Genomic DNA, 25,407 nt, shown 5'->3' on the forward strand with positions numbered 1-25,407 from the left:
CGGCTCAGGACCGCGCTGCTGTTTTCGCTGTCTCCCAGCCACCGAAATGCTGACGGACGGCCGCGCCGCTCGGGCGTTTCGCACCTTCGGACGAGCGCGCCTTCGCCCACACGATGTACTGCGCGAACGAGTCCGACGTCACGGATCGGTTGTCGCCATCCGCTGCAGCGTCAAGGAATTCGGCGACAGCGGAACGGTAGTCGTCGTCGCTGAACGAGCCGGTTCCACGGGTTCGGCCCGAGTTCGTCGTGAGGCCGAGGCTCGTCATGGCCGTACTCCACGAGCCGTTGCCCAGGCGCTTCATGAGGGTCTGCGATGTCGGCGGCCAGATCGCGGCGCCCGGTTTCGCAGCGATGCGCTTCTCTGCAAGGTAGTCGGCCCGGGCCGAGTCGTACTGCGCGGCCGACAGCGAACGCTCCCCCGGCGTCGGCGGCTGCCCGACGGCGCGCTCGTGAAGGAGGCGGTAGGCCGCCTCCGGGGTCTCGTCACCGTCTGCATTCACCGTGCCATTGTGCGCCGCCCGCCCGCGATGCAGAGCGATTCGCCCCGCACGACCGCGGCCGCCCGCAACCCCACCCGTGCGGGCGTTGGCGTGCCCCGCACTGTCCGATTACGTTGGAGACATGGCAAAGATCGCTTTTCTCACCGCATCCGAAGGCATCGAAAAGGTCGAGCTGACCGAGCCCTGGAAGGCCGTCACCGACGCCGGTTTCACCGCCGAACTGCTCTCCCCCGAGAGCGGCGAGGTCCAGCTGTTCAACCACCTCGACAAGGCTGACACGCAGAAGGTCGACATCGAGGTGTCGAAGGCGAACGTCGACGACTACGCCGCGCTCGTGCTGCCCGGCGGCGTCGCCAACCCTGACGCGCTGCGCCTCGACGAGGACGCCGTCACCTTCGTCAAGAACTTCGTGGCGTCGGGCAAGCCGGTCGCCGCGATCTGTCACGCACCGTGGATGCTCGTCGAGGCCGACGTCGTGCGCGGCAAGCGCCTCGCGTCGTTCCCGAGCCTGCAGACCGACATCCGCAACGCCGGCGGCGAGTGGGTCGACGAGACGGTCGTCGTCGACGGCAACCTCATCACGAGCCGCAACCCCGACGACCTGCCCGCGTTCAACAAGGCCATCCTCGACGCGGTCAAGGCCTAGGCCTGACTCCGCGCTACGAACCCTGACGACGTCGGTGCCACCCGCTACTGTCGCGGTGTGCGCGCCGGCGTCGTCATGCGCGCTCCGCGAGGTCGGTCTGCAGGTGCTTCATCTCGACCGTCACGACACCCACTTGGCGTCGCCGCGCATCAGCACGCTGCGCGACCTGCCGAGGATTCTGGATGGTCAGTCGAAAATCGCCGGGACGGCGTTGAACTGAAGCATTGGCGCGAGCAGGACGCCGGGTGGCGGGGTGCGCAGTTCGGCCTCGGTGAACCAGCGCAGCTCGTCGATCTCCGCCGCGACGGCAGGCACCTGCGTCAGGACGCCGCGGTAGGTGAAGACGTGCGACTCCAGCGCGTGGCCCGGCTCATTGGCGGCGTCCGACGAGAAGCGGCCGAGGGCGTCGAGGTCGTCCGGCGTGACATCGAGCCCCAGCTCCTCGTCCACCTCGCGCGCCGCCGTGTCGCTGAACTCCTCGCCCGCCTCCGGCTTCCCGCCGGGCAGCATGAACCGCTCCGTGCCGCGCTTGCGGACGGTCAAGACGCGCCCCTCGGCGTCCCGAAAGACGACGGCGGCAACCCGGATCAACAGCGAATTCGAGGACATGCACCGAGCCTATCCGGCACAGTGAAACCCATGGCCGAGCGTCCTTCCACCCCGTACCGTCCCTCCGCAGCCGAACGCGCCGAGCGTCGCGCCTTCGAAGCGCTCCTCGCGCTCCCGAAGTCGGCGCGTAAACGCGCCGCAGGGCGCCCACACGTCGTCGACGGCGGCGCCCTCGACCCCGACATCGCGACCGGCCTCAAGGTGCTCGGCCGCGTCGGCGGCAAGGAACTCGACAAGCGCACCGTCGACGACGCCCGCACCGCCCTTGCCGCCGAATCCTGGATGTTCGCAGGCGAACCCGCCGACGTGGCGTCGGTCGAACAGGTGACGATCGACGGCGCTGCGCACGGCGCCGACGGCGACATTCCGGCCTTCCTCTACCGCCCGAACCCCAGCCCCGTCACCGTCGTGGGCAAGCACGCCGACGCCGCCCGCACTCCCGGCACAGCCCGTCCCTGCGTCGTCTACTTCCACGGCGGCGGCTGGGTGCTCGGATCAGCGCAGACCCACGACGCCGTGGCCCGCGCCCTGTGCGCCGACGGCGAGGTCATCGTCCTCAACGTCGACTACCGCCGCGCCCCCGAACACGTCTTCCCCGCCGCGGTCGACGACGCCGTCGCCGCCTTCCGGTGGGCCCACGCCAACGCCGAACGCCTCGGCATCGACCCGGAGCGCATCGCCGTGGCGGGCGACTCCGCGGGCGGCAACCTCTCCGCCGTCGTCGCCCAGGAAACGACGCGCCACGGTGGCCCCAAGCCCGCCCTGCAGATGCTCTTCGTGCCCGTCACAGACCTCACGCTGCCGCGCTCCGACAGCTACGAACGCTTCTCCAGCGGCTACTTCCTCACCCGCGCCAACATGGACTGGTACGAGGCCACCTACCTCACCGGCAGCCCGACGCTCGGTGGGAGCAGCGACGTCGATATCGACGCTCTGCGCGCCGACCCCCGCGTCTCGCCGCTGCGCGCCACTGACCTCGACGCGCTCGTCGCCGCTGGCCTTCCCCCGGCCTACGTCGCGGTGGCCGGGTTCGACCCGCTGCGTGACGAGGGCATCGCCTACGCGCGGATGCTCGAGCGCGCCGGCGTCGCCACCACCCTGCGGGTCCACACCGACGCCGTGCACCCGTTCATCAACATCCTCGCCACGGATCTCGGGCGCCGCTGCATGGCCGAAGCCGTTGGCGCGATGCGGACGGCGCTCGGCGTCGACCCCGCCTGAGCCACCACCTCCCTGGGCAGACTTTCCTGCCGTTGGGTCGTCACAGACACTGCCCAACCGCAGGGAAGTCTGCCCAACCCGTTTCTCGGACGCTCCGCGGCCAGGGGGCATCACCCCCCGGGTGAGAACGGTTTTCATTATGAGTTAGTGTTCCATCCATGAACACCACAACGCATCTGCGCGCACTCGCCCTGACGGCCACCGCAGCCGTCGCCCTCTCCGCCTGCGGCAACTCGACCTCGTCCGCCGGGTCGTCGAAAACCTCGACGCCGTCATCGACCACCGCGACGGCGCCCGTCGGCAGCAACGAGAAGGAGGCCGCCACCGTCAACCCGCGCGTGCTCCTCTCGCACGACCAGGGCCTCACGCTGCTCGACGCCGAGACCGGCAAGACGCTCAAGGAAACGAAGAAGCCCGGCTTCCTGCGCCTGTCGAACGCCGGGGACGGTCGGCACGTCATGGTGAGCGACGCCGACGTCTTCCGCGTCTTCGACATGGGAATCAGCAGCCAGCCGCACGGCGACCACAAGCACAACTACACGTACGAGCCCGGCCTCGCCGAGCGGACGTTTGCCGCGCCGAAGGCCGGCCACGTCGTGCCACACGCCGGCAAGGTGTCGCTGTTCTCCGACGGCGCGGGCACGATCCAGACGCTCGACGCCGACCAGGTCGGCTCGAAGACCGTCGAACCGCACACGGCGAAGACGAAGGCCCCGCACCACGGTGTCGCCATCGCGCTGCCCGACGGCACGATGGTGCACACCGAAGGCACGAAGGACGCGCGCAAGAGCATCGTCGCGACGAAGAACGGCAAGGAGATCGCCCGCACCGACGACTGCGAGGGCGTCCACGGCGAGGCGGCACCGCACTCCGAGGGCGACGACGTCGCCGTGTTCGGCTGCGAAAGCGGCCCCGTCGTCTACCGCGACGGCGACTTCCACAAGGTGAAGGTGAGCGGGTACGTGCGCAACGGCAACCTGGCCGGCTCGCACGAGTCGCCCATCGTGCTCGGCGACCACAAGACGAAGAAGATCGACGACGAGAACGCCGAGGCCGAGCACCCGACGAAGGTGGCGCTCATCGACTCGCGCAACGATTCACTCACCACGGTCGAGCTGGGCTCTTCGTACTGGTTCCGCTCCCTTGCGCGCGGCCCGGAGGGTGAGGGGCTCGTGCTGACGTACGACGGCAAGGTCAACGTCATCGACGTCGAGACCGGCAAGGTGACCAAGCGCATCGACGCGATCAAGCCCTGGAAGGAGAAGGCGGACTGGCAGGAGCCCGGCCCGGCCATCAAGGTCGCCGGCGACAAGGCCTACGTCACGGACGCGGAGAACAAGCAACTCGTCGTCATCGACCTCGAGAGCGGCAAGGTCGCCAAGCGCATCTCGCTTGCGAACACTCCGGTCGAGATGGCTGTAGTCGACGGTGTCGCCGAGGCGCCGGCCCACAAGGAAGCACACGAGGGCCACGCGCACTGACGGGCGGCGCCGGCCGGTGATCCGTCCGCTGGCTCGGGACGAACTGGGGTCGTCCCGAGCCGGCGGCGGTCACCTGGCACTCACCCAGCGAGGAACTCGATGGCCTGACCGTGCGGCCCGACGAGGGCGCGGGCGACCCCGTCGACCGCAAGAACGAAGCGCCCCGCCGGCACCTCAACGCCCTCCGGCACCGTCTCCGCAATGCCTGGCATGACGCCCGGGCCCTCGTTGCTGATCCACGTGAAACCACCCGGCCGCGAGGCGATTTCACGCATCCGGTCGGCGAACTCGGCTCGGGTGGCCTCGTCGGTGTACGCGAGCACGGCGGAGTGGAACAGCACGAGAGGAAGCTCGTCTGGCACCTGGCGCAGCAGCTCGTCGAGGTCGTCGACGACGTCACCCCTTACGACAACCGGCCGCTCGCCGGGGTGCGTGCCGAGGTGGCCGCGCACCGTGGCGATGCACCCGCGCAGTCGCTCGGCCCGCGTCGTCTGCCCGGGCCAGACGAGCGCCTCGAGCCAGCGAGCGTTGTCGCGCGCCTTCGCGGAATCGCTGAGGACGTCGAGGGGGTTGAGGTCGAGGCCGCCGCGCCAGGCGACGAGGGGTAGGCCCATCGGGAGGTCGAACCGCGCCCCGGACACTGCGGTCGCGAGTTCAGGCGAACCCGCACCGACGCGATCGGCAACCCCGTCGGCCGCATCGAAGCGGTAGGCATAGAGGTCGGGGAAGAGCGCCAGCCCCGCCGAGCAACCCACCTCGACGAGAGCGATCGGACGAACCTGAGCCGCCCCGACGACGAAGGGCAGGAGGGTGGCGCAGCGTCCGGCTTCGTTGGTCTGCGTGGCGCGCCCACGGACGACGCGCTCGACGGCGTCCCAATGTTCGACCATCCACGTGACGAAGGCATCCGCGCCGGTTTCGGGCGCATTCAGGTAGCGCGCCGCACCGAGCACGAGGTTGGGCTGACGCTTGGCGGCAGGGAGCGTTTCGATGCGTGCGAGCAAGGTGTCGTCGCGAGCGATCGCACCCGAAACTTCCTCGTAGAGAGGAGAATTGCCGCGAGCTTCTCGTTCACCGAAGCGGGCGTAGGCAAGGCGCGTCTCGGCTTCCAGGCCTGTCATCTGCGTGATGCCCTGCCGCTGCGCGTCCGCCTCACTCACGTGCACTCCCGTGGCCTCGGGCCGCTGACCGTCCATGGTGAACCTCCTCCGTTTCCCTGATCGTGCACCCGCAGACCTGGACGATCCAGATCCGCCATCGCGCAAGAAGGGCGCTTCTTGCCGCCGGAGCAACGCCGTGTGGGCGGCGCCTCAGACAGGGTGACTTCTGGCAGAGGGGCTGATAGCGGCGGCGCGCGGCCGGCGTGGGCACCCTGCCTTGAAGATGCGGGCGCCGTCACCCCCAGCGACCCATACGGCGACGAGTCTCCAGCTGCGACACGGAGAGCCCACCGCGGCGTCCCACAAAGGGGATGCCCCGACGACCCGTGCGAGCCACACTGGTCGCATGCTGCCTCGGAAGGTCCCTACGGTGGAGTCTGGGCGGGTGCGCCTGCGTCCGTGGCGACTGGACGACGTCGGGGTCGTCCAGTCCGTCGCCGAAGATCCACTCATCCCCCTCATCACGAGTGTGCCGGCATCGGGAACGCTCGCGGATGCCGAGGCTTTCGTTCGCCGTCAGCAGGGCCGTCTCGACAGGGCCGTCGGTTACGCCTTTGCCATCGCGCTGCGCGAAACCGACGAGGCAGTGGGGCACATCGGACTGTGGACCCAGCATCTCAACGAAGGCCGTGCGACGACCGGCTACTGGATGGCTCCCTCTCACCGTGGCAGCGGTCTGCTCACGGAAGCCCTTGGGGTACTGAAGGATTGGGCTATGGCACATGAGGAGATCGCCCGACTCGACCTTTTCGTCGAGCCGTGGAACGAGGGCTCTTGGCGCGCCGCTGAGACGTGCGGGTTCGTGCGCGAGGGACTCCTGCGCAACTGGCAGCGTGTGGGCGACGAACCGAAGGACATGTTCGCCTACGCGATCACACGCTGAGCGAGCCTTTCCGGGACGCTGGATGGCTTGTTCGGCCGAAGATGCTGCAAACGTTCGACGCATCTTCGGCCAAACGCGCCACCCTCGTCGCGCACCCTCGAATCGTGCTGCCGACGCTTGGTGTGATTGACTCCTCGTAGAGCGAGCAGCCGATGACGCACTCAGCGCCCCGCTCACGATCCCCCCCTTCCGCGCACCGCGCGATCTCGGATCACGTCACATCACCGCTGGGACCACTCGTACCGCGAACCCGCGACGCCGCGACTGCCCAGCCCACTCGAAGGATTTTCGAATGACTGTTGCCAACCCGTTCAGCCTCACCGTCGTCACGACCGCCGAGCCGGCGGACGCTGGTCGCGAAGCCGCGATCACCCCCGTCACGCCGTACGACACTCTCTGTGCGGACGCCACCCGCCCGGCCGCGTTCAACCTCACGTTCCGCGAGCCCACCGCCGCCTGAGCAGCATCCCGCGAGACACAGCAGGGCCGGTCACACCTCAGGTGTGACCGGCCCTGCTGTCGATCAGGAACGGATCTGCTTCCACAGCTCGGCGTTGTGCTCGTTCATTGCCCAGACGCCGCCGGCCGTGCGGATAGGCCAACGCACGTCGTCGCCGACCCGGCCGCGCATCCAGCGCGTCACGGCCCCGAAGCGGTTCTGGAGGGTGAGGCCCTTCTCGCCGAGCTGTTCGCCGATCTCCCCGATCGTCATCGAGGTCGGTGAGGCATCGGCGAGCAGTGTGAGCACGTCCGCGAAGCTCCGGACGGACGAGGCATCCGAGTCGGCGATGAGCTGCAGATCGTCGAATGACCAGTCGCGGCCGGCTTCGTCGTCACGCTCATCCACCGCAGGCTTCTCGGCCTTTGCCGGGCTCGCCTGGTGCTCCGCGATGAGCCGGTAGACAGCGGGAACGAGTTCCTCGGGAACCGGAACGGTGATGTAGGTGGTCATGGCACGCACTCCTCGAGCGCTAGGTGTGGGCGTCCTGGTGGGCACTCATGGCACGAGACTATATTAAGACTCTTGCAAGTGTCGACAAGAGTCTTGGTTGGTTCTCTCTCTGTTACTCAATCTTCGTCCGAGTCCCGGGTATAGGCAGCGGCACGAGTGATGTCGTCCTCCTCGAGACCGGCGCCGACGGCACCACCGAGCGTCGCGAGCGACGCCGTCATCCACGCGATGTCGACGATGCGGGAGACGCCCCACTCCTGGTCCGAGAGCTGTTTGAACGACGCAGCGTCGAGCAGGAGGAACGCAGCTGCGAGCGCCAGCACGAACACCGCGAAGTAGAACACGCTCACGCCGATCGTCATCGTCAGCACGGTGGCGACGTTGAACAGGGTCACCTGTTCGCGCTCACCGCGGCGGCGCGGCTTCTCCCACAGGCGTGCGCCGACGATGAGCGAGGCCGTCACGGCCGCGATCGCGATGAGCGACAGCAAACCGAGCCGGAACGGGCCGTAGTTGCTCGCCAGCACCCAGATGTCGGGCGTGATGAGCATGAGCGCGCCAGCGGCCGCCGTCACGGCGATGAGCTGGGTGAGCCGGAGCGCCAGCGTCAGCGGACGGTTGGCGCGCACCAATCCCAGCAGGACGCCGACGTTGCCGCCGAGGACGCGCGCCGCGAACTGCGCGGGGTTCTCACCCTCGTGGGCCTCGGTGTCCTCGGCACGCTGCCACGCACGGCGCACGATGTCATCGACGGAGTCGTCGCCGTCGAAGTCGAGGATCTGCTCGACGAGGCGCAGACACGCCTTGCGGACCTTCCCGGCAACCTGCACCACGCCCAGGGCCGGCACGACGACGAGGCCGACACCGTGCACCGGGGAGAGCTTCGTCTGGACGACGCGGCGCCCGTCCTTGAGCGGCAGGTCGGTGAGGACGAGCACGAGATCCCAGTTCTCGTCGAGCATCCGATCGCGCGGTCTCCATGAGGTCCAGCGGTGTGACGGGCGGTTCCTCGAGTCGGTCATCGACGACGACGAGGTTCCAGTCGATCTGCCCGTATCGCTGCGACAGTTCGGCCCTGATGTCGTCACCCACGGTCTCGTGGGCCAGCGACCTCACGCCCGGGGAGACCACGACGCCGACGTCGAGGCGTGGTCGGTTCCCGTTCTGCGCGGTGGCGTGCTGGCCGGCCGAGACAGCGTTGGTGGATTGCTTGGGTACTGAGGCCGTCGCGTCCACTGCTGACCCCGGGCCCTCGTGGCCGGGAACGACGGCCCGATCGCCGTCAACACGATGCGGAGCCGGTCCGTCAGCCGCAGCGTTCTGCGGTACGGCAACGGTGGCGTCCTGTGGCTGGTCAACGCGAGGAATCTCGCCAGCGCTCTCCGTGAAGAAACGATCGCCCAGGCTCGCCCCGCGTGGTGCGTCCCCACCACCGTCGGAGTGCTCGCGCGAATCGTGAACGGGGAGGGCCTGTGTCGCGTCGTCGTGACCCCCCACGTGGTCGCCGAGACGCGTGGCGCCGCGAGGCGTTCGACGCCCGTCCTGTGATTCGTTCATCCGCACATTGTTCCCCGGCGTCCGTCGAGGCCCAAGCGCGCCCGCTTGCACCGATCAACGCCCACCGTTGGGAGTTCTGCACCGACCCAGCGATGCCGTCACCGCAGAACGCACGATCTTGGGAGTTTTGCACCGAACCGGTGATGCGGTCGACGTAGAAGTCACCATCTTGGGAGTTCCCCAGCGACCCGACGACGAACGACGGACCCGGACGCGTGCAAGCGTCCGGGTCCGTCGTGAGAAGTCGGCCGTAGAGGCATCGAGTGCCCTCGGGTGCGAGATGATCGCGCCCCAGGTCAGTGGTCGATGGCCTCCGCGACGCCGTGCCCCGTGAGGGAACGCACCTCCATCTCGGCGTGCTTGGCCTCGTCGTACTCCTTCGATGTCAACGTGCCGATGATGCCGAGCGCGAAACCGACGGGAATGGAGATGAGACCGGGGTTGTCGAGCGGAAACCACTGGAAGTCGATGCTCTTGGGAAGCATCGCGAGGTTCTTGCCGGTGACCGGGTCGACCTTTCCGGAGACGACGGGCGAGAAGATGATGAGGCCGAGAGCGGTGCCGAGGCCGCCGTAGATCGACCACAGCGCGCCGCGCGTGTTGAACCGCTTCCAGAACAGCGAGTAGAGGATCGTCGGCAGGTTCGCGGACGCCGCGACGGCGAAGGCGAGGGCGACGAGGAACGCGACGTTCTGGTCCTTGGCGAGCATGCCGCCACCGACGGCGATGGCGCCACCGACGAGGGCTGCGATGCGGGCGACCTTGACCTCGTCCTCCTGCGACGCCTGGCCGCGCTTCCACACCTGGTTGTACAGGTCGTGGGCGAACGTGGCGGACGTCGTGATCGTCAGACCGGCGACGACGGCGAGGATCGTGGCGAACGCGATGCCGGAGACGATGCCGAGCAGCGGCGACCCACCGAGTTCATACGCGAGCAGCGGTGCGGCGGCGTTGGCCTTACCGGGTGCGGCGTTGATCTTCTCCGGGCCGACGAGGGCGCCGGCGCCGAAACCGATGACGAGCGTCAGCAGGTAGAAGCCACCGATGAGCCAGATGGCCCACTCGACGCTCTTACGGGCCTGGCGTGACGTCGGCACCGTGTAGAAGCGCTGAAGGACGTGGGGCAGACCGGCCGTACCGAGCACGAGCGCGAGCGACAGCGAGATGAAGTCGATCTTCGTCGTCGTGGTCTTGCCGTACTTGAGGCCCGGCTCGAGGAGCTTCTCGCCGGCCTTCGGGTTCTCCTTGACGGCGGCGTCGAAGAGGCCGGAGAGGCTGAAGCCGTACTTGCCGAGCACCCAGAAGGTCATGATCGCGGCGGCGGCGATGAGCAGCACGGCCTTGATCATCTGCACCCAGGTGGTGCCCTTCATTCCGCCGATCATGACGTACATGACCATGACGACGCCGACGACGGCGATGACGATGTTCTGCGCTGCGCTGCCCGAGATACCGAGCAGCAGGCTGACGAGACCACCGGCACCGGCCATCTGCGCGAGCAGGTAGAAGAACGACACGGCGAGCGCCGACGACGCAGCGGCCATACGGACCGGGCGCTGCTTGAGGCGGTAGCTCAGGACGTCGGCCATCGTGAAGCGGCCGGTGTTGCGCATGAGCTCGGCGACGAGCAGGAGCGCAACCAGCCAGGCGACGAGGAAGCCGATGGAGTAGAGGAAGCCGTCGTATCCCTGCAGGGCGATGGCGCCGGCGATGCCGAGGAAACTGGCTGCCGAGAGGTAGTCACCGGCGATGGCGATGCCGTTCTGCTTGCCCGAGAACGCGGCGCCACCGGTGTACATCTCTCCGGCGGTCTTCTTGCCGGCGGAGACCTTGATGACGATGCCGAGCGTCGCGACGACGAACAGCACGAAGATGCCGATGTTGAGCGCCGGGTTGCCGACCGTGTTGTCGGCGGCAGGCATGAGTGCGGTGAACATCAGTGGCTCGCCTCCCCGTCGAGTCGTGCACCGACGGCGTCGGCGCGCGGGTCGAGCTCACGCCCAGCCCATCGTGAGTACGCGAGCGTGATCGCGAAGGTCGTGACGAACTGCCCGAGCCCCATGAGGAGGCCGATGTTGATGTTGCCGAACACCTTGGTACCCATGAAGCCGGGCGCGAAGATCGACAGCAGGACGTACACGAAGTACCAGACGAGGAAGAACGCCGTCACGGGGAAGACGAACTTGCGGAACGTCGTACGCAGATCCTGAAACTCCGCGCTCTGCTGCACGGCGAGGTATCGCCGCGCCGCGGCGTCGTGGTCGACGGGCTTGTCGACCACGGGTTCGGACGAACGATCCAGCTGCTCGTCCGGCTCATGTGGCGTACTCACGTGAGCCCCTTTCCCCCGGCCGCCTCGGGCGCGAGAACGATGTGTTGTGAATCACACCTTGGCGTGTCGGACAAACCATACGGAGGACGGACTCACGTGAGGGTCGCATCGCGACCTACTTGCCAGTGTCAATCGGATTGTGATGTTCGGAGCCCGCCCTTGCCGGGGCGGCCCGGTCATGCGCGGCGGCGGCAACACGACGCTGCGGCAAGCCCTGCACTGCGGCGAATTCCTCCCCAATCCTGGCGGGCATCTGCGCCTGCTGCGCCAGTAGGCTGGGCACATGAGGACGGGGCGGGCACGACGAGCCCAACGGTGGTTCGCCGACGAGGAACGACGAAAGATCAGCACAACCTTCGACGATCGCGAGACCGAGCCGTCGAGGGTTCTCAACGCAGCCATCGCCCTGGCGCTCGCACCCGAGGCGCGGCGCGTCCTGGACGTCGGGTGCGGGGGTGGGGAGATGCTCGGTTCGATCCGCAGACTCGACGCGACCCTCCACCTCGTCGGCATCGACCCGGTCGAGAGCGCCGTCGCCGAGGCTCGCCGACGTTTCGGGGCTGACGCCCGCGCCACCTTTGCCGTCGCCGCCGCCGAAGACCTCGAGGATCTGGAGCATCCGGTCGACTTGGCCGTCAGCCACCTCAACCTGGGCTTGTGGAGTGACCCACTGCGTGGCCTGACCCGAGTCATGAGCCACCTCGCGCCGGGAGGCGTGCTCTTCGTCGTCGATGTCGCCGAGGCCCGGACGTCGGTCGACACGGAGGCGTTCCTCGCTCTTGCTCGCACCGACGACGAACGGGAGTACCTGAGCGACCAGCTCGCGGCTGGTTTCGAGCCCCGTCAACTCGAGGATCTCCTGCACGCTGCAGCCGACGAGGCCCGGCGAAAGGTTGATGTCCACGTCGGCCGGGGTGGCCTCGCAGGCTTCGCCTACGACGACGCGCGCGCGGGCGAACTCTTCGCCGCTTCGGCCGTTCGAGAAGCCCTACAAGCCTTCTCCTCCGGTGACTCCACGGCCAACGCGGTGGTGAGCGCGGTGGTCAACGTCCGATGACCGCCACACCCCACTTCCTCTCGACGCAGGATCTCGAACGATGGATCAAACTGCGTTCGGTCCTCCTCGTCCTTCTCACCGCTTTGGCGGTGTGGGAGGCGGGCTGGCCGATGGCGATCGCGCCCGTCTGCGGCGCGGCACTGTTCGCGCTCCTCGGCAGGGAAGGGGTTCCCCGGATTCCGGTGACGATCGCGGCCTTGGCGCTGATCGGGCTCGGCTCCCCCGTCGTCGCGCTGTTCCTGCCCGTCGCCGTCGCGGAGACCTTCTGGGCGTTGCCCCTGCGACAAGCCGTCGTCACGGTCACGGTGGTGTTCGGGGTCGCGTTGGTGTCCATCTTCGCTCACGCCGCGTCACCTCACGCCTGGGCCCTCGCCCCGCTTGCTCTCGGTTACCTGCTCAGCATCGCCGCTGCTGTGTGGATCTCCCAGATCCTGGAGGTGACGAAGCAACGGACCGAAGCGCTCGAGGAGTTGCGACGCTCGCAGAAGGAACTGGCCGAGCTGAGTCGGATCGCGGGCATCGAAGCCGAACGTGCCCGCATTGCTCAGGAGGTGCATGACGGTGTAACGCAGCGTCTGGCGCTCATCCGAATGCTGCTCGACTCCGCGTCCGATGCTCGAACGGCGGCTGACGACGCCCGGCAGCGGACGCATCTGGCGTACGTCGAGTCGGGGGAAAGTCTCAAGGAACTTCGGTCGCTTCTCGCCCGAACGGACACCGACGAGGCTCCGGACAACGACGCGGAGTTCGCGCGAGGTGTCCGAGCGGCGGCGGCCAGCGTCGCTGCAGCCTCCGGCCTGAGCGTCGAAACCGACTTCGCACAGTTCCGTCACGGTGAGGAACTCCCCCTTCGTCTGCGCAGCACGGCCACGGCCTTCATCCGAACAGCACTCACGAACACCGTCGAACACTCCGGAGCCGACCGAGCACGCATTACTGTGCTCAGCACCGCTGATCACATCGTGGTGCGCGTGGAGGACGACGGCGTCGGCATGCCACCCACCACCGTGGCGCGGCCGGGGCCGGGACACGGTTTCGGGCTACGCAGCAGCAGGGAGCGGATCGAAGGCCTCGGAGGCCGCCTCAGCATCGGGGAATCCACCGACGGCGGTGCCCTGGTCGAAGCCGAGTTCCCCCTCGTCGGCACGTCAGAATCGGAGAGCTCATGAGTGTGCGAGTCGTCATCGTCGACGATCACGGCTTCGTCTCGTCCGGCTTGGCACTGCTGTTGAACAGCGGCGACGCGGTCGAGGTGGTGGCCACCCTCGACGACCCCCGTGACGTGCCCGAGGCCCTCACCGCACATCGCCCCGATGTCCTGGTCACGGACATGGCGATGCCCCGGATGAGCGGTGACGAACTCATCGCGAGCCTCCGGGAACATCCGCACGCCCCGCCGGCGGTCGTTCTTTCCGCCCTCACCTCGTGCGAGGCGATCGCGGCGGCATTTCGCGCGGGGGCGGTCAACTACGTGTTCAAGGACGCACCCCTGGCGCAGATCGCCAAGGTTCTGGTGGACGCCGCAAACGGCACGTCGACCTATTCGCCGGAGGTCACGTCTGCACTTGCCACCCAGTTCGTTCACCAAGCGCCCGGCCCACCCGTCGAGCTCAGCAGCCGGGAACGCGAGATCCTCACCCTCGTCTCCAAGGGCCTGACCAACCGTCAGGTCTGCCGCACGCTCAGCATTTCCGAGGCGACGGTCAAGACCTATCTCTCGCGCTGCTACACCAAACTCGAGGTGAACGATCGGGCGTCGGCTGTGCGCGTCGCGCTCGAGAAGAACCTCCTCTACGACTAGGCCGGCCAGGCAGACGACGGTTCCGAGGCCAGGCCCTGGGCCTCGTGCCCGGTACCACGACACCGCTCGAGCACGATGTTGTGGCCGGCATGAACGGCGATCGCCGCCGGAAGGCCCAACCGAGCAGCGAAGTGGAACACCGTCCCCGTCAGCAGGTGGTAAGGCCACCGACGCGGGTCCCGGGGGGCGTGCAGCAGCGCGAATGGCACCACTGCCCACAGACGGTGTCTGCGCCACAGCATCTCCTCGGCGACGGCGACCTGGGCCGTCGTGACGACCGCTGATTCTCGTCCGGGCCGCGCCCCCAGCTGAGCCATGGTGCCCATGCCGAGCCACCATCCCCCCTTGGCTCCCTCCCGCGATGCCATCCAGGCCAGGACGACGGTGGCCATGTCGTAGACGCGGCCACTGACGTGCGGATCACGCAGGCGCCGACCCCGTTCGCCGGCCGCTGCTCGCTTCAGTAGCCACGGCAGAGCGAAGTGCGCTGCCGTGGCGGCACCCCACGGCGGGGTCACTGGCCCCGACCGACCGGCACGAGGTACAGCGGAACCTCGTCGACACCGCAGAATCCCAGTGTGCCGTTGACCTCGTCGTCGCAGAATCCGCCCAGAGGACGGGCCGCCAAGTCCATGGCCGAAGCCGTGAGGAGCAAGGTCTGGCACAGATGGCCAGCCTCCAGCGGAAACAGCGCCCCCGCCGACGGCGTGGCCCGTCGCGGCTGTGTGCCCGATGCCGGTCCGGTGCCGGGGCGCGGCTCCCACGCCAACCGCAATAGGGTGGCCAACTCCGTGAGAGTGAGTTCTTCGTCCGCGAACCCGTCCGCGCTGGAACGGCGATCCAGGGCGTCGGCAACGCTCGTCTCGACCTTCATCGGAGCAGGCAGTTCGGTCCTGGCGCGAGAGACGTGGCGCTGTCCGGCACGAGCGATGATCGGGTGCATCTCCGGGGTCGTCTGCAACATCCGGACACCCGGCGCGTCCCAACTCATCGCGTCACGCCGGATCTTCGTGGCCTCGACGAAGTCCTCTGCCGGGTCACCGGGCGCCGGCACTTCGCCGTAGACGACGTCAACGAGATTTGCTCCGTGAACGGAATCGGTGATCATGGCTTCCTCCTCAGGGGAACGGGTGGGGCCAGGGGTTGAGATCGTCGAACGTCAGCTTTCTGGGCGACAACCCGACCTCGAAGGCGCGCTCGTAGAGCCGTCGGCCACCGAGCATGCGCCCCGCGTACCCCGAGTCAAGAGCGCTCAGCGCGGGTGCGATCACCTTCGCGACGACCAGGCCCGCCTCTCGAACGTCCGGGCTGGTGAGGTCACAGGCCGCGCACCGCACACCCTGATCACGCAGGCGCCGGGCGATCTCGTCGATCGCGCCGCCCGGTGAAGCGTCCGGAACGGCGGGGAGATCTTCGAGTCCGACACGCTCGGACGAAGCATCGAGAAAGGCCGCTGCGGCAATGCTCTTCGGGTGCAAGGACAGGCGCACGTGGTCGTCGAAATCCGCGACCTGTTCGAAGCCGGCGCCAGGATCGATCACTGCACCCTCACGCTGTTCTGCCTTGGACCACGTCCGCGTCTGGAAGGCCTCGATCATGGCCTTACGAGCTGCCGTCAACGCGGAGGTCGAGCAGGCGGCTCCGAGGGCCAGCGGAGCAACGTCATTGTGCGGATTGCGCACGAGCGCGAGAACCACAGGCACGTCGACGAGGCGGCTCAGATCGACGAGGGAGACAGCGAGTCCTGTGGGCTCGACGTGACGCGCCATGAACTCACGCAGGCTCGCAGACGAATCGGGGTCGATGAGGGGCAGGCTGTGACGCCCGTACCAGGTCGCCATGAAAGCGTCGCGTTCCACGACCTCGAGCAAGCCCGACAACACGGCCTCCTCCCAGGTACATCCACACGCCATGCCGTTACTCGTCGAGTAGCCGATGCGGTTGTCGTCGAGCGCGGTGTTGGCCAGGAACATCAGTTGAGCAGGCACCTCGAGGGGGCTGCCGACCGCGAGGTCGACACCACGCAACCACGCGAGGGAGGCCGACGCAGTGAAGGGCGAGTAGGCGAAGCCCTCGACCGTGAACTGTTCAGGCGCGAAAGGGGTGAACTCCTCGGGGCGAACGTGGTCCACACCTTCGGCGTCGAGCTGCGCACTGGTCGCCCGCCGCAGCGTCATCGTGTCGATGTACGCCCCGCTGTAACGTTCAACCGTCTCCCCGATCGCGGCGGCACGCGCCTGCCGAGGGTCTGCCGCCCCGCCCCCGTTCAGTTCGTTGCATGCTGCTCCCAGGAGCCACCTCGAATCACAGGCCTGCGCTCCGACGCCCGACATCCGAATGTCGTCGACGTCGTGGAGCTGAGCGAACAGCCTGGACGTCAGCCCCACCAAGGGTGAGGCCAGATGATCGAGCCTGGCCCAACCGGTTTCTCGGTCGGTCCACCTGCTGGTCGGGTCGGGCCGTCGCGGCGCCCGCCGGGCGTCAGCGGCGTCGACTTGCGGCGAGGGGTCGGTATCCACACGCTGGAGAATGTCCGTCATTGCGAGACACCCCCGTGGTGCCACACCTGCGGAAGTCCGCGCTGGGCCGTGGGGGAACAGTCGGGGCAGCGCGGCACGCGCAGGACCTTGTGCTCCGTGACCTTGACGCCGGGGTGGCTCCTCTCCAGCGCGGCCAGCCCGCCGGGGCACGACATCGTCGAATGATCGCCCAGAGCAATGCGTTCGGTGACCTTCTCGACGGCGAGCGCGGCAACGAACCAACTCAATCCCACCATGTCGGTCGGCATGGGGCTCATCGCAACGGGCTCCGCCCCCGCCAGGTCTTCGATGACGCGTCGGTCCGGGAAATTGGCCGCGCGCCTGAGCCGGTAGCACCGCAGGCAGGCAGACGAGTGAGGGCGAATGTACGGCCCGACGACAGAGTGGCCCGCATCGTCGAGGACGACCGGAAGCCACGGCAGGCCCGTCTCGAGGGCCCAGGTGTTGTGCTCCGTCAGAAGGACATCGTCCACGGAACCGGCGACCACGACGGCCGGAGCCACGGAGCCTTCGATCTGTGCGCAGGCGCGAGCCTCACGTCCGTCGTCCGTGACCCCCACCCCGCTGTCCTCGAGAATTGAGCGGACACGAGCCGCGAGCGGGTGCTTTCCGAGGACGGGGACGACAGATTCTCGAAGCGCCGCATCGACATCACGCAGAGGATGCACCTGGCCCGAACGCTGCCACAACAAACGAGCGCTGGGTGATGCCTGCGTCATCCCCTCCTCCACGCTGACGAGGCCGGATTCACGCAGCAGTTCGACGAGGGAGGACCATGCCGGCGAGTCCGTCGGCATGGTCGGCAGGACACCGTCGTCACTGCCCGCGAGCAGGGATTCAACGAGGTGGACCATGTCGTCGCCCGAGATGGTCCAAGCCTGGTCTCCCGACCGAACGACGAGCTTCTCACCATGGCGCAGTACGGACGTACCGGGCGCGAGCGTGGGGGCACTCATCGCGCGTCCTTCCGGGCGCCGAGGGCCGTGAAGACGAAGATTGCCAGGCCGAGCGCGAGTCCGATGCCGCCCGCCGTGAGTGCCTTTCCGACGTTTTCTGTCGTCATCCAGACGGCTCCCGCCCCGAGAAGGCTGAGCACGAGGGCAATAATGATCGGTCCGATGAACGTTTTCACGGTGTTCTCCTTCACTTCGAGGTGGTGTGGGGAGCGTGCCAACCGGTCGGCTCCCGCTTCAGAGCCTGGGTGAGGGTTCGGGCGCCGAGTTCGCTGTTCGACGCCGTCCGTCCGGCCCAGCGTTGATGACCGACGAAGACCGAAGCCGCCGAGCGGCCGAAGACGGCCGACAATCGATCGACAAGGACATTCGCCTCGACCGGGACAATCTGTGGTGCGCGAACGCCCATACGAGCCGCTCGCTGCACGAGCGCTTCGTCAGCCGTTCCCGCCGTTGCGCCCGCGAGGTCGAACACCGACCCATCGGGTGCGGATGCGCTCGCGCGCACGACCTCCAGCACGTCCTGGGCGCGCAACCAGGCGATCGGTTCGTCGCCGTAGGCGTGATGGACCGGCTGATGGGCGCGCAGTGGCTCGTCGTAAACGCTCAGGTCATCGAAGACCGGAGCGAGACGTAGGGTGATCGCTCGGCGCAGGAGCGAACGCGCCTCGTCCTCGCGGGCGGCGAGATCTCGTTCGTAGTCGCTGAGGTCACGTCGGCCGCAGAGACCGATGCTCGAGAGAAGAACCACACGTTCTCCGCTGGCGGCGGCCTCGTGCACGCCGGTGCGCCACTCCTCACCGATGCTCCACAGGTCGAGCACCTGACCGATGTCCACGCCTGAGTTCACTTCACGCAAACTCGCGCGCTGCGTTCGTAGCATCGAGTCTCACCTCCGCTTCATCGGCGCCCAGGTGAAGAGACGCACGGCCAGAGCACCCGCCACGAGTGCCCAGATGCCTCCCACCGCCACAGCCGCCAGCAGGTCGGTGGACGTCGCCGTACCGGCGTAGGCGTCGACGCCCAGTTCGACACTTCGCGTGAAGGGTAGGTAGCGAGCTACGTTCTCGAACCACTGCGGCGTCGAGTCGAGAGGGAAGAACACTCCGGAAGCGAGCATCAGGGGCAAGCCGATGGCGTTGGCGATCGGTGCGGCGGCCGTCTCACTGCGAATCATCACGGTGCACAGCACTCCGAGAGCGCTACCTACAGCCAATGTCAGGAGCACGGCCACGACGAGCATGCCCACCTGCTGAACGGCCGCGTCGTACACGATCAGACCGACGATCCCCAGCACCACGCAGGTCGTCAGCGCCACGAGCCCAGCCGCCACGATGCGTGAACCGAGGTACGAACTTCGAGGAAGTGGTGTGACGAGTACACGTTTCAGTTGCCCGTACTCGCGAAGGTAGGTGAGAGTGACCGCGAGATTCGTCAGTGTCCCCGAGGCAACCGCAAGCGCCATTGTGGCCGGCACGTAGTAGTCAGCCGCTTTCGCCGCGTCATCGCTCGTGGCGGCGAAGGCGACGAGGAAAAGCAGCGGTAGAGCCAGCGTGAAGAAGACTGCGGCAGGGTTGCGCAACTGCTGCAGGATGTCCCAGCGCAACTGCGAGACCATGCCCCCGAGCCCCGTCGGGACGTGGCGTTCCGCGCGCCTGTCCCGGGTACGTTCGGCTCCGTATGCACTCATCGCAATGCCTCCGTTCGGCGTGAGAGGTGAAGGTAGACGTCTTCGAATGTGGGCTCGGCCCCCCGGAAGCCCGTGACACCCTCACCGAAGTCTGCGGTCAGGGATCGGACGGTCCCTTCGGCGACGATTCGTCCAGCGCGAAGAACGGCCACGTGGTCAGCGAGTCGTTCCACCTCAGTCATGTCGTGACTCGTGAGCAGGATGCTCTGACCGCACTCGCGAAGGTCGAGCAACATGCTCCAGATCTCGCGTCGAGCGTCCGGGTCGAGGCCGGTCGTCGGTTCGTCCAGAAAGAGCACCTCGGGCCGACCGAGCATGGCGGCCGCGAGGTCGAGGCGACGGCGCTCACCACCGGAGAGCTTGTGCACCCTGCGATCGGCCACATGGGTCAGGCCCACTGATTCCAGTGCCGACTCACGAGACCTCGGCGTGCTGTACCAGGAACGCGACATGTCGATGAACTCGGCCACGCTCAGATCGGCGTCCAACCTAGTGTCCTGCAGCACCACTCCGATTCGGTCCCGCCACTCGGCGGGAGCACGCCACGGGTCACGACCGAGCACCTCGACCGTGCCGGCGTCCGGTCGAGCAAAACCTTCCAGCAGATCGACCAGCGTGGTCTTACCCGCTCCGTTCGGACCGAGCAGGGCGGTGATCCGACCGCGCGGGACGGTGAGCGTCACGTGGTCCAACGCGACCGTCCGCTCGTACTGCACGACGACATCCCGGACTTCGATGACAGGACGGTTGGGGGTGGTCATGGGCTCTCTCCTTCGACCGTGTTCTCGCCACGAGGGCGATGAGCTGGCGGGTGACGGTGGGGTGCCCGGAGGCCCGGCCCCCCACCGTCACTCTGATGCCGAACGTCACATCTGGACGCAACCGACGCAGCACGTCGAGGACGACGACGAACAGCGAGCCGCCGTCGGCTCGAAGAAGACGGCGGACGACCCGAAGGCTTCGACCTGAGCGTCAGAGACAGCGGACTCGATGGCGGTAGCGGTGAACTGCATGACTTCTCCTTCTGTGTGTGCACATGTGAGGCGTCATCCCCACAGCCAATGGCCTGAATGCCTCGGCACTGACAGCGTTACTCGCGAAATCCGCCGAATGAAGAGCTGGGGAGCGACAGGCGACCATCGGGGGACAGACATGTCCCCCACTTGGTGGACACGTCACGTCCACCCGTCGGCGTACTCGCCGGTCAGCGCCCGTGGTTCCCCTCTTGCCCCTGGTCCCGTTCATGACGTTCGGAGCGGCCCCTCACCCGAACGCGACACGCCGAGCCTGGTTTGCACGAACATCCAGCGTTCGTAGACTCGGTGATATATGGGTGAGGACGAGCCGTACTGGTACGACGACGAATACGACGATGAGTCCGAGAACGAAGAGGCTGATCGTTCCCGTCAGCGCGCCTTCGTCGGGGTCGTGACGGCGGCCGTCGTCGGCTCCGTGGCGCTCGTGGGGGCCACCCTCTTCGCGAAGCAGTTCGAGGATGGCCGCGACGGCGACGAACTGCCCGGCTCTGTGGCTTCCTCGACGTCTGAGCCGTCGAGCTCTTCCTCGTCGACGAGTTCGCCGAGTTCTTCGAGCAGTACGAGTTCCTCGTCGACCTCTTCGGCAACCAGCTACGACAGTGCGGCGGCCAAGGCTGCCGCAGAGCGTGCAGCAGCCGCTGAACGCGCCCGCAAGGCAGCGGCAGCCCGCGCTGCAGCCGAGGCGCGGGCGTCGGCCTCCGCGAAGGCCAAGGCGAGTGCGTCGAAGAGCTCCAAGTCTTCCAGCGCGTCCAAGAGCTCGAGTTCGTCGAAGTCGAGTTCCAGCACGAGTTCGACCACGCCCAAGCCGACCTCGCCGAAGCCCACCACTCCCAAACCGACGACCCCGAAGCCTCCGTCTCCGACGAACACCTTCACCACTCAGCCGGAGCCGACGCCTCCGCCCGCGCCGTCGACCCCGCCTCCGGCCGCGCCGTCGACCCCGCCTCCGGCCGCGCCGGAGGGCGCTCCCGCGTCATAACGCGTCAGGGGCCGAGCTTGCGGCCGTTGCCGTCGCGCACGGAGCCCGTCCACATGAGGATGGCGTCGACGAACGCCCACAGCGACAGGCCCATGAGGATGAGGAAGCCGATGCCGAAGATGAGCGTCACCATGCCGAAGAGCCACATGCCGAGCTGAATCGCGCCGACCGTCGTGTCACCGATGTAGAACCGCCCGACGCCGAGCCACCCGAGAAAGAACTGCAGAAGACCTGCGGCAACCTTCGACTTGTCCGACAGCGGCTCACCCGTGTACGGATCGACACGCCCCTGCCAGGGGCCGGCGAAACCGGCCGCGCCCGGCACGAAGCCCGGGGTCGGCTGGGCCCGGAACACATTGGGCGTCGCCTGCGGCGGGTACGGATACGGCTGATGCGCGGGGTAACCGTCCGCGTACGGAGCGGATCCGCTCGAATACCCGTACGGCGTCTGAGGCTACGACGGCACCGGGCCCGACGACATGCGCGTGGGCTCGTCGTACACGGACCGGTCGTCGTCACAGCCGCTCGTCTCCCACCCCTGGTTGCTCATGCTTCATGCTGGCACACGCCGGTGACAAAGGGTCCGAAGTTGTCCACAGGGGATGAGACGAGCGGCGACCCGAAACACCGGATCGCCGCTCGTCGTAGACGCTTTCGCGCCGAAAAGTCAGTCGCGGAGCGCGCTGATCACACTCGTGATGACGAGCGCGATTCCGGCGATGAGACAGAGCGTCAGGCCCCAACCGCTGCCGGCGCTGAACGAGGCCTGATCACCCAAGGACGACATCTGGTCCTTGAGATCGGCCAGGTCGGAGCGCACGTCGAACCAGTCGTAGATGGCGACGGCCGATGCGACGAGACCCATCGCGACAGCACCCCACATGACCGGCTTGCGCACTCGCCCGATGGCGCGCAGCACACCGAGCGCGAGCGCGATGAGGGCCGGAATGAGGATGATCCAGCCGTCGGTGACCTTCTCCTGATCGGCGCCCGTGGAGCGCCCCTCAGGAGCGTTCGACGACTCCATGCCCAGGCCGTTCGTCGAGGCGGTGAAGTCGCCGGTCATGGGGTGACCCACCTTGACGAACACCCAGGTGCCGAAGCAGCCGATGACGGCGAGGAGGGCCGCCGCGACGACGCCCCAACCCATGGTGCGTCCGATGCCGGCCTTCGGCTTCGCCTTCGTGTCGGTCGTCGCGAACGATCCGTTCTGTCCGAACTGACCGTACTGCTGCTGGTTGTTCTGGCCGGCGAAACCGTGACCGGCGGCGGGCTGGCTGTTCCACTGCTGGTTGCTGCCCGGTGCGCCGGACGAATGCTGCGCGCCCTGCGACGCGTAACCACCGCTGGGGTAGTTGCCCTGCGGCTGCGAGCCGTAGCCCTGGCCCGGCTGGTTCTGGCCGAACTGGCCCGGCTGACCCTGCTGGTTCGGCTGACCGCTCGGGTAGCCACCCTGCGACGGGTACTGCTGCTGGGGGGCCTGGCCCGGCACCGGCGGGTACTGCCCGGGGTCACCCTGAGGCTGCTGGCCGTTGTACCCCTGCTGCCCCTGGCCGTACTGGCCCGGCTGACCGCCGTTCTGCTGGTTCTGCCAGGTCTGCGCCGGACCCTGCTGGTTCTGGCCCTGGTGCGCCGCCTGGGTGGGCTGCTCGTCCCAGTTGCCGTTGTTGTTCGACATCTCTCGTCCCCTCCCGACACCTGTGGTGCATCGATCGGTACAAAACTAGCCCCGACTCCCACCTCAGGACGACGCTAATGCGTTCCGCGCCGTAACTTTCGGGTCACGCCAGTTCGTCGTCGCCCTCGTCGCCGATACGTCGACCGCCCCGCAGCGGCTGGAAACCCCGCCCCTCTGAACCTTCCACTCGCGTCGCTTCGGAACCACAAGGCCGCTGACGGAGTCAAAGGGGCATGAGACGCACGCAGGCACTGACGTTACGAGCCGGAGCAGCCGGGTTGCTCGCCCTCCTCGCGGCCTGTTCGCAACCGGAGCCGTGTGCGTGCAGCGTCGCCCCGATCAGCGACTCGCTCATGCCCGTGGGCGTGGCGTCGCCGCAGGAGCCCGGGCAGGGGACGGTCAGACCGTCAACTCTCGTCGAGGGCGAGACCCGGATCACCGACATCGTGTGGGACGAGTGGGGGGCGGAGAACATCACGGCGCGCGGCACGATCGATGGCCGTCGCGTCACGTTGCGTCTGGTCGCCGCGCCCTGCGCGGGCCGCGACCGCTACGTGGCACTCACCTATGGGACGTCTGCCGAGTTCGACAAGGGCGGGACGACCACGCTGAGGATGTGCGAAGACCCGCCGTCCACGCCTGGCTCACCGACGTCGACGGACTCCCCGACGACGTAAGGCACTCAGATCGTCAGGGTGCCGCGGGCGAAGGCACCCAGGATGCGCTCGTGCGTCTGGCGGGGCAGGGCTCGTGATCCCGGTTCGCCGATCGGCGTTCCGGGACGCGCGGGCGCGGTGGCGAGCAGGTCGTCGAGTCCGGCACGCGCCACCATGAGCAGCCCGTGCGTCGCGCGGGTGCATGTGACGGCGAGGCGGCCGAACGCCGAGTTGAACTCGTCGAGTTTGCTCGCGCCCGAGAGCGGGTGGATGGCGACCGTGATGCCGTTCGTCTGCCCCTGCCAGGAGTCGACCGTCGAGGCGATGACTGCGCCCTCGGGCAGGTCGTAGCGACGCGTGAGGCGTTCGACGACGTCACTCATGTCGTCGACGGCCTGGTTGCGAGTTGCGAGCAGCGCGATGAGCGGGTCGCCCCCGAAGTCGTCGATGCCGTCGGTGCGCTCTCCCGTCGGTGACCCGTCAGGGCCGTAGGTGGCGCTGCGCAGTTCGAAGCCGTCGGCCACCAACTCGTCGAGGAGGGCCTCGATCGCCGCCACGAGCGGAACGTCGATGTCGGCGGCCTCCGCCTCGGGAAGGCCGTCGATCTCGAGGAGCGTCGGACGGCCGGTGCCGAGTTGGCGCCACACGTCGTCGGACGCAGCGCGCACCGGCATCAGCGCGTCGACGACTTCGGGGCCGCCGATCTCCTCGCCGAAGGTCGGCTCATCGGCGCCTTCCCTTGCGCATACGCCCGCGACGATCGACCGATCGCCAGGCGCTGCAACGCAGTTCAGTTCGGCCCAGTCGGGGTAGAACGCCTGCCAGAGCCCCAGCTGCTCACCCGTGGGACGCCAGACGGCGGGCAGCTCACGCACCCACGTGACCCCGTCACGCTCGGCGTCGAGTCGTCGCGCCGTGATGCCGACGTACGACTCCGGCCATGCGCGATACGGGTTGTAACCCGAGTCGCCGCGCCAGGGGTTGGCCGAGGAGTCGAGGGGCGGCAGCTGCCCGACGTCGCCGACGCCGACGTGAAGTTTCGACAACCACGAGACGCGGTCGAAGAGATGCTCCGCGAGTTGCCACGCCTCGTCGACGAAAAGGACGTCGAACAGAGGTTCGTGACGCGCGAGGCCGCGGCTCGTCTTCCACGCATAACCGCGCATGCCCATCATCGCGGCGGTGGCGAGGATGACCGGTGTCTCGAGATCGAGCTCACCCGAACTGACGATGGTGCACCGCTCCGCGAGGTGGGGCGGCAGGGTGTCGCGGTCGATCGAGTTACTCATGACGAGCGCGACGTTCTCGGCGCCGAGATCCTGACCCAGCGACTCCGCGAGCGACCACAGCTGCTTGTTCGTGAACGCCGTGATGCCCACGCTGCAGCCGGTCGGTGTGCGCCCTTCGCCGAGGCCGCTCGCCTCAGCCACCATGCGCTTGAGAACGAACGACTTGCCCGCGCCCGCAGCGGCTTTGAGCAGGATGCGTCGCGCGGCCGGAGCCGCGTCGTCACCCTCGGGGTCGTAGGAGCGGAGGGCGTCGTCGACCGCCGCGAGCGCCGCGTACAGTTCGGCCACGGCGTCAGCGGCCACGGCAGAGTTCGAGGCCGCGGCACTCGCGTGGTGCTGCGCGTTCTCAACGGGGGTGGGCGTGGTGAAGGTGAGAGCCATGGG

The 25,407-nt window shown here is 67.8% G+C and carries 30 protein-coding genes; 11 read left to right on the plus strand and 19 right to left on the minus strand.

The genetic code is table 11. The features are described from left to right. Window positions 1-4 precede the first annotated feature (4 nt). Window positions 5-502, minus strand: coding sequence for a hypothetical protein (locus tag H7F30_RS02490; RefSeq protein ID WP_187036507.1), 498 nt, complete (start codon window positions 500-502; stop codon window positions 5-7). Between the two features lie 121 nt (window positions 503-623). Between H7F30_RS02490 and H7F30_RS02495 the strand changes: the two genes are divergently transcribed. After that, window positions 624-1,148 (plus strand): type 1 glutamine amidotransferase domain-containing protein, encoded by a 525-nt coding sequence (locus H7F30_RS02495; protein WP_187036508.1) that lies wholly within the window; start codon window positions 624-626, stop codon window positions 1,146-1,148. A gap of 186 nt (window positions 1,149-1,334) precedes the next feature. Here H7F30_RS02495 and H7F30_RS02500 read toward each other — a convergent pair whose 3' ends face one another. Further along, entirely contained in the window at window positions 1,335-1,757 is a 423-nt protein-coding gene (locus H7F30_RS02500; RefSeq protein ID WP_047310800.1) for an NUDIX domain-containing protein, read from the minus strand. Between the two features lie 30 nt (window positions 1,758-1,787). Here H7F30_RS02500 and H7F30_RS02505 point away from each other — a divergent pair, with 30 nt between their 5' ends. Beyond that, window positions 1,788-2,978: an alpha/beta hydrolase gene (locus tag H7F30_RS02505; RefSeq protein WP_187036510.1), complete on the plus strand. Its 1,191-nt coding sequence runs from the start codon at window positions 1,788-1,790 to the stop codon at window positions 2,976-2,978. Window positions 2,979-3,136: 158 nt separating this feature from the next. Beyond that, entirely contained in the window at window positions 3,137-4,459 is a 1,323-nt protein-coding gene (locus H7F30_RS02510) for a hypothetical protein (RefSeq protein WP_187036512.1), read from the plus strand. Window positions 4,460-4,539: 80 nt separating this feature from the next. On the opposite strand, the gene H7F30_RS02515 is transcribed toward H7F30_RS02510, so the two are convergent. Continuing rightward, a complete protein-coding gene (locus tag H7F30_RS02515) occupies window positions 4,540-5,655 on the minus strand; it encodes a DUF2332 domain-containing protein (protein ID WP_255464928.1) in 1,116 nt (371 codons plus the stop codon). 310 nt (window positions 5,656-5,965) lie between these two features. Between H7F30_RS02515 and H7F30_RS02520 the strand changes: the two genes are divergently transcribed. Then, window positions 5,966-6,502: a GNAT family N-acetyltransferase gene (locus H7F30_RS02520; RefSeq protein ID WP_187036514.1), complete on the plus strand. Its 537-nt coding sequence runs from the start codon at window positions 5,966-5,968 to the stop codon at window positions 6,500-6,502. A gap of 292 nt (window positions 6,503-6,794) precedes the next feature. Beyond that, window positions 6,795-6,962 (plus strand): hypothetical protein, encoded by a 168-nt coding sequence (locus tag H7F30_RS02525; protein ID WP_187036516.1) that lies wholly within the window; start codon window positions 6,795-6,797, stop codon window positions 6,960-6,962. Between the two features lie 63 nt (window positions 6,963-7,025). On the opposite strand, the gene H7F30_RS02530 is transcribed toward H7F30_RS02525, so the two are convergent. Further along, entirely contained in the window at window positions 7,026-7,454 is a 429-nt protein-coding gene (locus tag H7F30_RS02530; protein ID WP_047310804.1) for a hypothetical protein, read from the minus strand. Between the two features lie 116 nt (window positions 7,455-7,570). Continuing rightward, a complete protein-coding gene (locus tag H7F30_RS02535) occupies window positions 7,571-8,416 on the minus strand; it encodes a hypothetical protein (RefSeq protein WP_255464929.1) in 846 nt (281 codons plus the stop codon). A 292-nt stretch (window positions 8,417-8,708) separates the two neighbouring features. On the opposite strand from H7F30_RS02535, the gene H7F30_RS02540 reads away from it, so the two are divergent. Beyond that, window positions 8,709-9,002, plus strand: coding sequence for a hypothetical protein (locus H7F30_RS02540; protein ID WP_187038126.1), 294 nt, complete (start codon window positions 8,709-8,711; stop codon window positions 9,000-9,002). A gap of 305 nt (window positions 9,003-9,307) precedes the next feature. Here H7F30_RS02540 and H7F30_RS02545 read toward each other — a convergent pair whose 3' ends face one another. Beyond that, complete coding sequence (locus H7F30_RS02545; protein WP_187036518.1) at window positions 9,308-10,948, minus strand: cation acetate symporter; 1,641 nt, start codon at window positions 10,946-10,948, stop codon at window positions 9,308-9,310. Further along, window positions 10,948-11,292, minus strand: a complete 345-nt coding sequence (locus tag H7F30_RS02550) for a DUF485 domain-containing protein (RefSeq protein ID WP_047310807.1) — start codon at window positions 11,290-11,292, stop codon at window positions 10,948-10,950. Before H7F30_RS02550 ends, H7F30_RS02545 begins: the two co-directional genes overlap by 1 nt. A 334-nt stretch (window positions 11,293-11,626) precedes the next feature. Between H7F30_RS02550 and H7F30_RS02555 the strand changes: the two genes are divergently transcribed. The 3 genes from H7F30_RS02555 to H7F30_RS02565 are packed head-to-tail and all read left to right on the plus strand — an operon-like array spanning window position 11,627 to window position 14,201. Further along, window positions 11,627-12,400, plus strand: coding sequence for a trans-aconitate 2-methyltransferase (locus tag H7F30_RS02555; protein WP_187036520.1), 774 nt, complete (start codon window positions 11,627-11,629; stop codon window positions 12,398-12,400). After that, a complete protein-coding gene (locus H7F30_RS02560; protein ID WP_187036522.1) occupies window positions 12,397-13,569 on the plus strand; it encodes a sensor histidine kinase in 1,173 nt (390 codons plus the stop codon). The genes H7F30_RS02555 and H7F30_RS02560 overlap by 4 nt, the downstream gene beginning before the upstream one ends. Next, window positions 13,566-14,201 carry a response regulator transcription factor gene (locus H7F30_RS02565; RefSeq protein ID WP_187036524.1) on the plus strand — a complete coding sequence of 212 codons (636 nt, stop codon included), beginning with the start codon at window positions 13,566-13,568 and terminating at the stop codon, window positions 14,199-14,201. Before H7F30_RS02560 ends, H7F30_RS02565 begins: the two co-directional genes overlap by 4 nt. On the opposite strand, the gene H7F30_RS02570 is transcribed toward H7F30_RS02565, so the two are convergent. From H7F30_RS02570 to H7F30_RS02610, 9 genes are all read right to left on the minus strand, one after another. Beyond that, window positions 14,198-14,719, minus strand: coding sequence for a CPBP family intramembrane glutamic endopeptidase (locus H7F30_RS02570; RefSeq protein WP_187036526.1), 522 nt, complete (start codon window positions 14,717-14,719; stop codon window positions 14,198-14,200). The two genes, H7F30_RS02565 and H7F30_RS02570, sit on opposite strands and share 4 nt — an antisense overlap. Continuing rightward, window positions 14,716-15,309 (minus strand): nitroreductase family protein, encoded by a 594-nt coding sequence (locus tag H7F30_RS02575; RefSeq protein WP_187036528.1) that lies wholly within the window; start codon window positions 15,307-15,309, stop codon window positions 14,716-14,718. The genes H7F30_RS02570 and H7F30_RS02575 overlap by 4 nt, the downstream gene beginning before the upstream one ends. A 10-nt stretch (window positions 15,310-15,319) precedes the next feature. Further along, window positions 15,320-16,741 carry a YcaO-like family protein gene (locus H7F30_RS02580; RefSeq protein WP_370562866.1) on the minus strand — a complete coding sequence of 474 codons (1,422 nt, stop codon included), beginning with the start codon at window positions 16,739-16,741 and terminating at the stop codon, window positions 15,320-15,322. Then, the gene (locus H7F30_RS02585; RefSeq protein ID WP_052946838.1) at window positions 16,738-17,697 is read right to left on the minus strand and encodes a TOMM precursor leader peptide-binding protein; all 960 of its coding nucleotides are present in this window, start codon (window positions 17,695-17,697) and stop codon (window positions 16,738-16,740) included. Before H7F30_RS02585 ends, H7F30_RS02580 begins: the two co-directional genes overlap by 4 nt. Next, the gene (locus tag H7F30_RS02590; protein WP_156170153.1) at window positions 17,694-17,873 is read right to left on the minus strand and encodes a hypothetical protein; all 180 of its coding nucleotides are present in this window, start codon (window positions 17,871-17,873) and stop codon (window positions 17,694-17,696) included. The genes H7F30_RS02585 and H7F30_RS02590 overlap by 4 nt, the downstream gene beginning before the upstream one ends. A gap of 11 nt (window positions 17,874-17,884) precedes the next feature. After that, the gene (locus H7F30_RS02595; RefSeq protein ID WP_156170155.1) at window positions 17,885-18,544 is read right to left on the minus strand and encodes a hypothetical protein; all 660 of its coding nucleotides are present in this window, start codon (window positions 18,542-18,544) and stop codon (window positions 17,885-17,887) included. Between the two features lie 39 nt (window positions 18,545-18,583). After that, window positions 18,584-19,384, minus strand: a complete 801-nt coding sequence (locus H7F30_RS02600; RefSeq protein ID WP_082128670.1) for an ABC transporter permease — start codon at window positions 19,382-19,384, stop codon at window positions 18,584-18,586. Further along, window positions 19,381-20,145: an ABC transporter ATP-binding protein gene (locus tag H7F30_RS02605; protein ID WP_052946839.1), complete on the minus strand. Its 765-nt coding sequence runs from the start codon at window positions 20,143-20,145 to the stop codon at window positions 19,381-19,383. Before H7F30_RS02605 ends, H7F30_RS02600 begins: the two co-directional genes overlap by 4 nt. A gap of 105 nt (window positions 20,146-20,250) precedes the next feature. Then, the gene (locus H7F30_RS02610; RefSeq protein WP_156170157.1) at window positions 20,251-20,397 is read right to left on the minus strand and encodes a hypothetical protein; all 147 of its coding nucleotides are present in this window, start codon (window positions 20,395-20,397) and stop codon (window positions 20,251-20,253) included. Between the two features lie 316 nt (window positions 20,398-20,713). On the opposite strand from H7F30_RS02610, the gene H7F30_RS02615 reads away from it, so the two are divergent. Further along, window positions 20,714-21,400, plus strand: a complete 687-nt coding sequence (locus H7F30_RS02615) for a hypothetical protein (protein WP_187036532.1) — start codon at window positions 20,714-20,716, stop codon at window positions 21,398-21,400. A 4-nt stretch (window positions 21,401-21,404) separates the two neighbouring features. Here H7F30_RS02615 and H7F30_RS02620 read toward each other — a convergent pair whose 3' ends face one another. Both H7F30_RS02620 and H7F30_RS02625 read right to left on the minus strand, forming a co-directional pair. Further along, window positions 21,405-21,755, minus strand: a complete 351-nt coding sequence (locus H7F30_RS02620; RefSeq protein ID WP_187036533.1) for a TM2 domain-containing protein — start codon at window positions 21,753-21,755, stop codon at window positions 21,405-21,407. 312 nt (window positions 21,756-22,067) lie between these two features. After that, on the minus strand, window positions 22,068-23,078 hold the full coding sequence (locus tag H7F30_RS02625; RefSeq protein ID WP_187038128.1) for a hypothetical protein: 1,011 nt from the start codon (window positions 23,076-23,078) through the stop codon (window positions 22,068-22,070). 233 nt (window positions 23,079-23,311) lie between these two features. Here H7F30_RS02625 and H7F30_RS02630 point away from each other — a divergent pair, with 233 nt between their 5' ends. Then, complete coding sequence (locus tag H7F30_RS02630) at window positions 23,312-23,755, plus strand: hypothetical protein (protein WP_187036535.1); 444 nt, start codon at window positions 23,312-23,314, stop codon at window positions 23,753-23,755. A gap of 5 nt (window positions 23,756-23,760) precedes the next feature. Here the strand turns inward: H7F30_RS02630 and H7F30_RS02635 are convergent, their stop codons facing one another. Beyond that, window positions 23,761-25,404 carry a hypothetical protein gene (locus H7F30_RS02635; protein WP_187036537.1) on the minus strand — a complete coding sequence of 548 codons (1,644 nt, stop codon included), beginning with the start codon at window positions 25,402-25,404 and terminating at the stop codon, window positions 23,761-23,763. Between the last annotated feature and the right edge of the window lie 3 nt (window positions 25,405-25,407).

Origin of the sequence: Dermacoccus sp. PAMC28757, assembly GCF_014302635.1 — a bacterium.
GTDB lineage: Bacteria > Actinomycetota > Actinomycetes > Actinomycetales > Dermatophilaceae > Dermacoccus > Dermacoccus abyssi.

Excerpts from the sequence above, each read along its gene's own strand:
- H7F30_RS02500 (WP_047310800.1), bottom strand. The coding sequence starts at position 1,757 with ATGTCCTCGAATTCGCTGTTGATCCGGGTTGCCGCCGTCGTCTTTCGG.
- H7F30_RS02615 (WP_187036532.1), top strand. The coding sequence starts at position 20,714 with ATGGGTGAGGACGAGCCGTACTGGTACGACGACGAATACGACGATGAG.
- H7F30_RS02560 (WP_187036522.1), top strand. The coding sequence starts at position 12,397 with ATGACCGCCACACCCCACTTCCTCTCGACGCAGGATCTCGAACGATGG.
- H7F30_RS02555 (WP_187036520.1), top strand. The coding sequence starts at position 11,627 with ATGAGGACGGGGCGGGCACGACGAGCCCAACGGTGGTTCGCCGACGAG.
- H7F30_RS02510 (WP_187036512.1), top strand. The coding sequence starts at position 3,137 with ATGAACACCACAACGCATCTGCGCGCACTCGCCCTGACGGCCACCGCA.
- H7F30_RS02635 (WP_187036537.1), bottom strand. The coding sequence starts at position 25,404 with ATGGCTCTCACCTTCACCACGCCCACCCCCGTTGAGAACGCGCAGCAC.
- H7F30_RS02545 (WP_187036518.1), bottom strand. The coding sequence starts at position 10,948 with ATGTTCACCGCACTCATGCCTGCCGCCGACAACACGGTCGGCAACCCG.
- H7F30_RS02600 (WP_082128670.1), bottom strand. The coding sequence starts at position 19,384 with ATGAGTGCATACGGAGCCGAACGTACCCGGGACAGGCGCGCGGAACGC.
- H7F30_RS02610 (WP_156170157.1), bottom strand. The coding sequence starts at position 20,397 with ATGCAGTTCACCGCTACCGCCATCGAGTCCGCTGTCTCTGACGCTCAG.
- H7F30_RS02535 (WP_255464929.1), bottom strand. The coding sequence starts at position 8,416 with ATGCTCGACGAGAACTGGGATCTCGTGCTCGTCCTCACCGACCTGCCG.
- H7F30_RS02630 (WP_187036535.1), top strand. The coding sequence starts at position 23,312 with ATGAGACGCACGCAGGCACTGACGTTACGAGCCGGAGCAGCCGGGTTG.
- H7F30_RS02525 (WP_187036516.1), top strand. The coding sequence starts at position 6,795 with ATGACTGTTGCCAACCCGTTCAGCCTCACCGTCGTCACGACCGCCGAG.
- H7F30_RS02585 (WP_052946838.1), bottom strand. The coding sequence starts at position 17,697 with ATGAGTGCCCCCACGCTCGCGCCCGGTACGTCCGTACTGCGCCATGGT.
- H7F30_RS02495 (WP_187036508.1), top strand. The coding sequence starts at position 624 with ATGGCAAAGATCGCTTTTCTCACCGCATCCGAAGGCATCGAAAAGGTC.
- H7F30_RS02580 (WP_370562866.1), bottom strand. The coding sequence starts at position 16,741 with ATGACGGACATTCTCCAGCGTGTGGATACCGACCCCTCGCCGCAAGTC.
- H7F30_RS02515 (WP_255464928.1), bottom strand. The coding sequence starts at position 5,655 with ATGGACGGTCAGCGGCCCGAGGCCACGGGAGTGCACGTGAGTGAGGCG.
- H7F30_RS02520 (WP_187036514.1), top strand. The coding sequence starts at position 5,966 with ATGCTGCCTCGGAAGGTCCCTACGGTGGAGTCTGGGCGGGTGCGCCTG.
- H7F30_RS02530 (WP_047310804.1), bottom strand. The coding sequence starts at position 7,454 with ATGACCACCTACATCACCGTTCCGGTTCCCGAGGAACTCGTTCCCGCT.
- H7F30_RS02565 (WP_187036524.1), top strand. The coding sequence starts at position 13,566 with ATGAGTGTGCGAGTCGTCATCGTCGACGATCACGGCTTCGTCTCGTCC.
- H7F30_RS02505 (WP_187036510.1), top strand. The coding sequence starts at position 1,788 with ATGGCCGAGCGTCCTTCCACCCCGTACCGTCCCTCCGCAGCCGAACGC.
- H7F30_RS02625 (WP_187038128.1), bottom strand. The coding sequence starts at position 23,078 with ATGTCGAACAACAACGGCAACTGGGACGAGCAGCCCACCCAGGCGGCG.
- H7F30_RS02605 (WP_052946839.1), bottom strand. The coding sequence starts at position 20,145 with ATGACCACCCCCAACCGTCCTGTCATCGAAGTCCGGGATGTCGTCGTG.
- H7F30_RS02575 (WP_187036528.1), bottom strand. The coding sequence starts at position 15,309 with ATGATCACCGATTCCGTTCACGGAGCAAATCTCGTTGACGTCGTCTAC.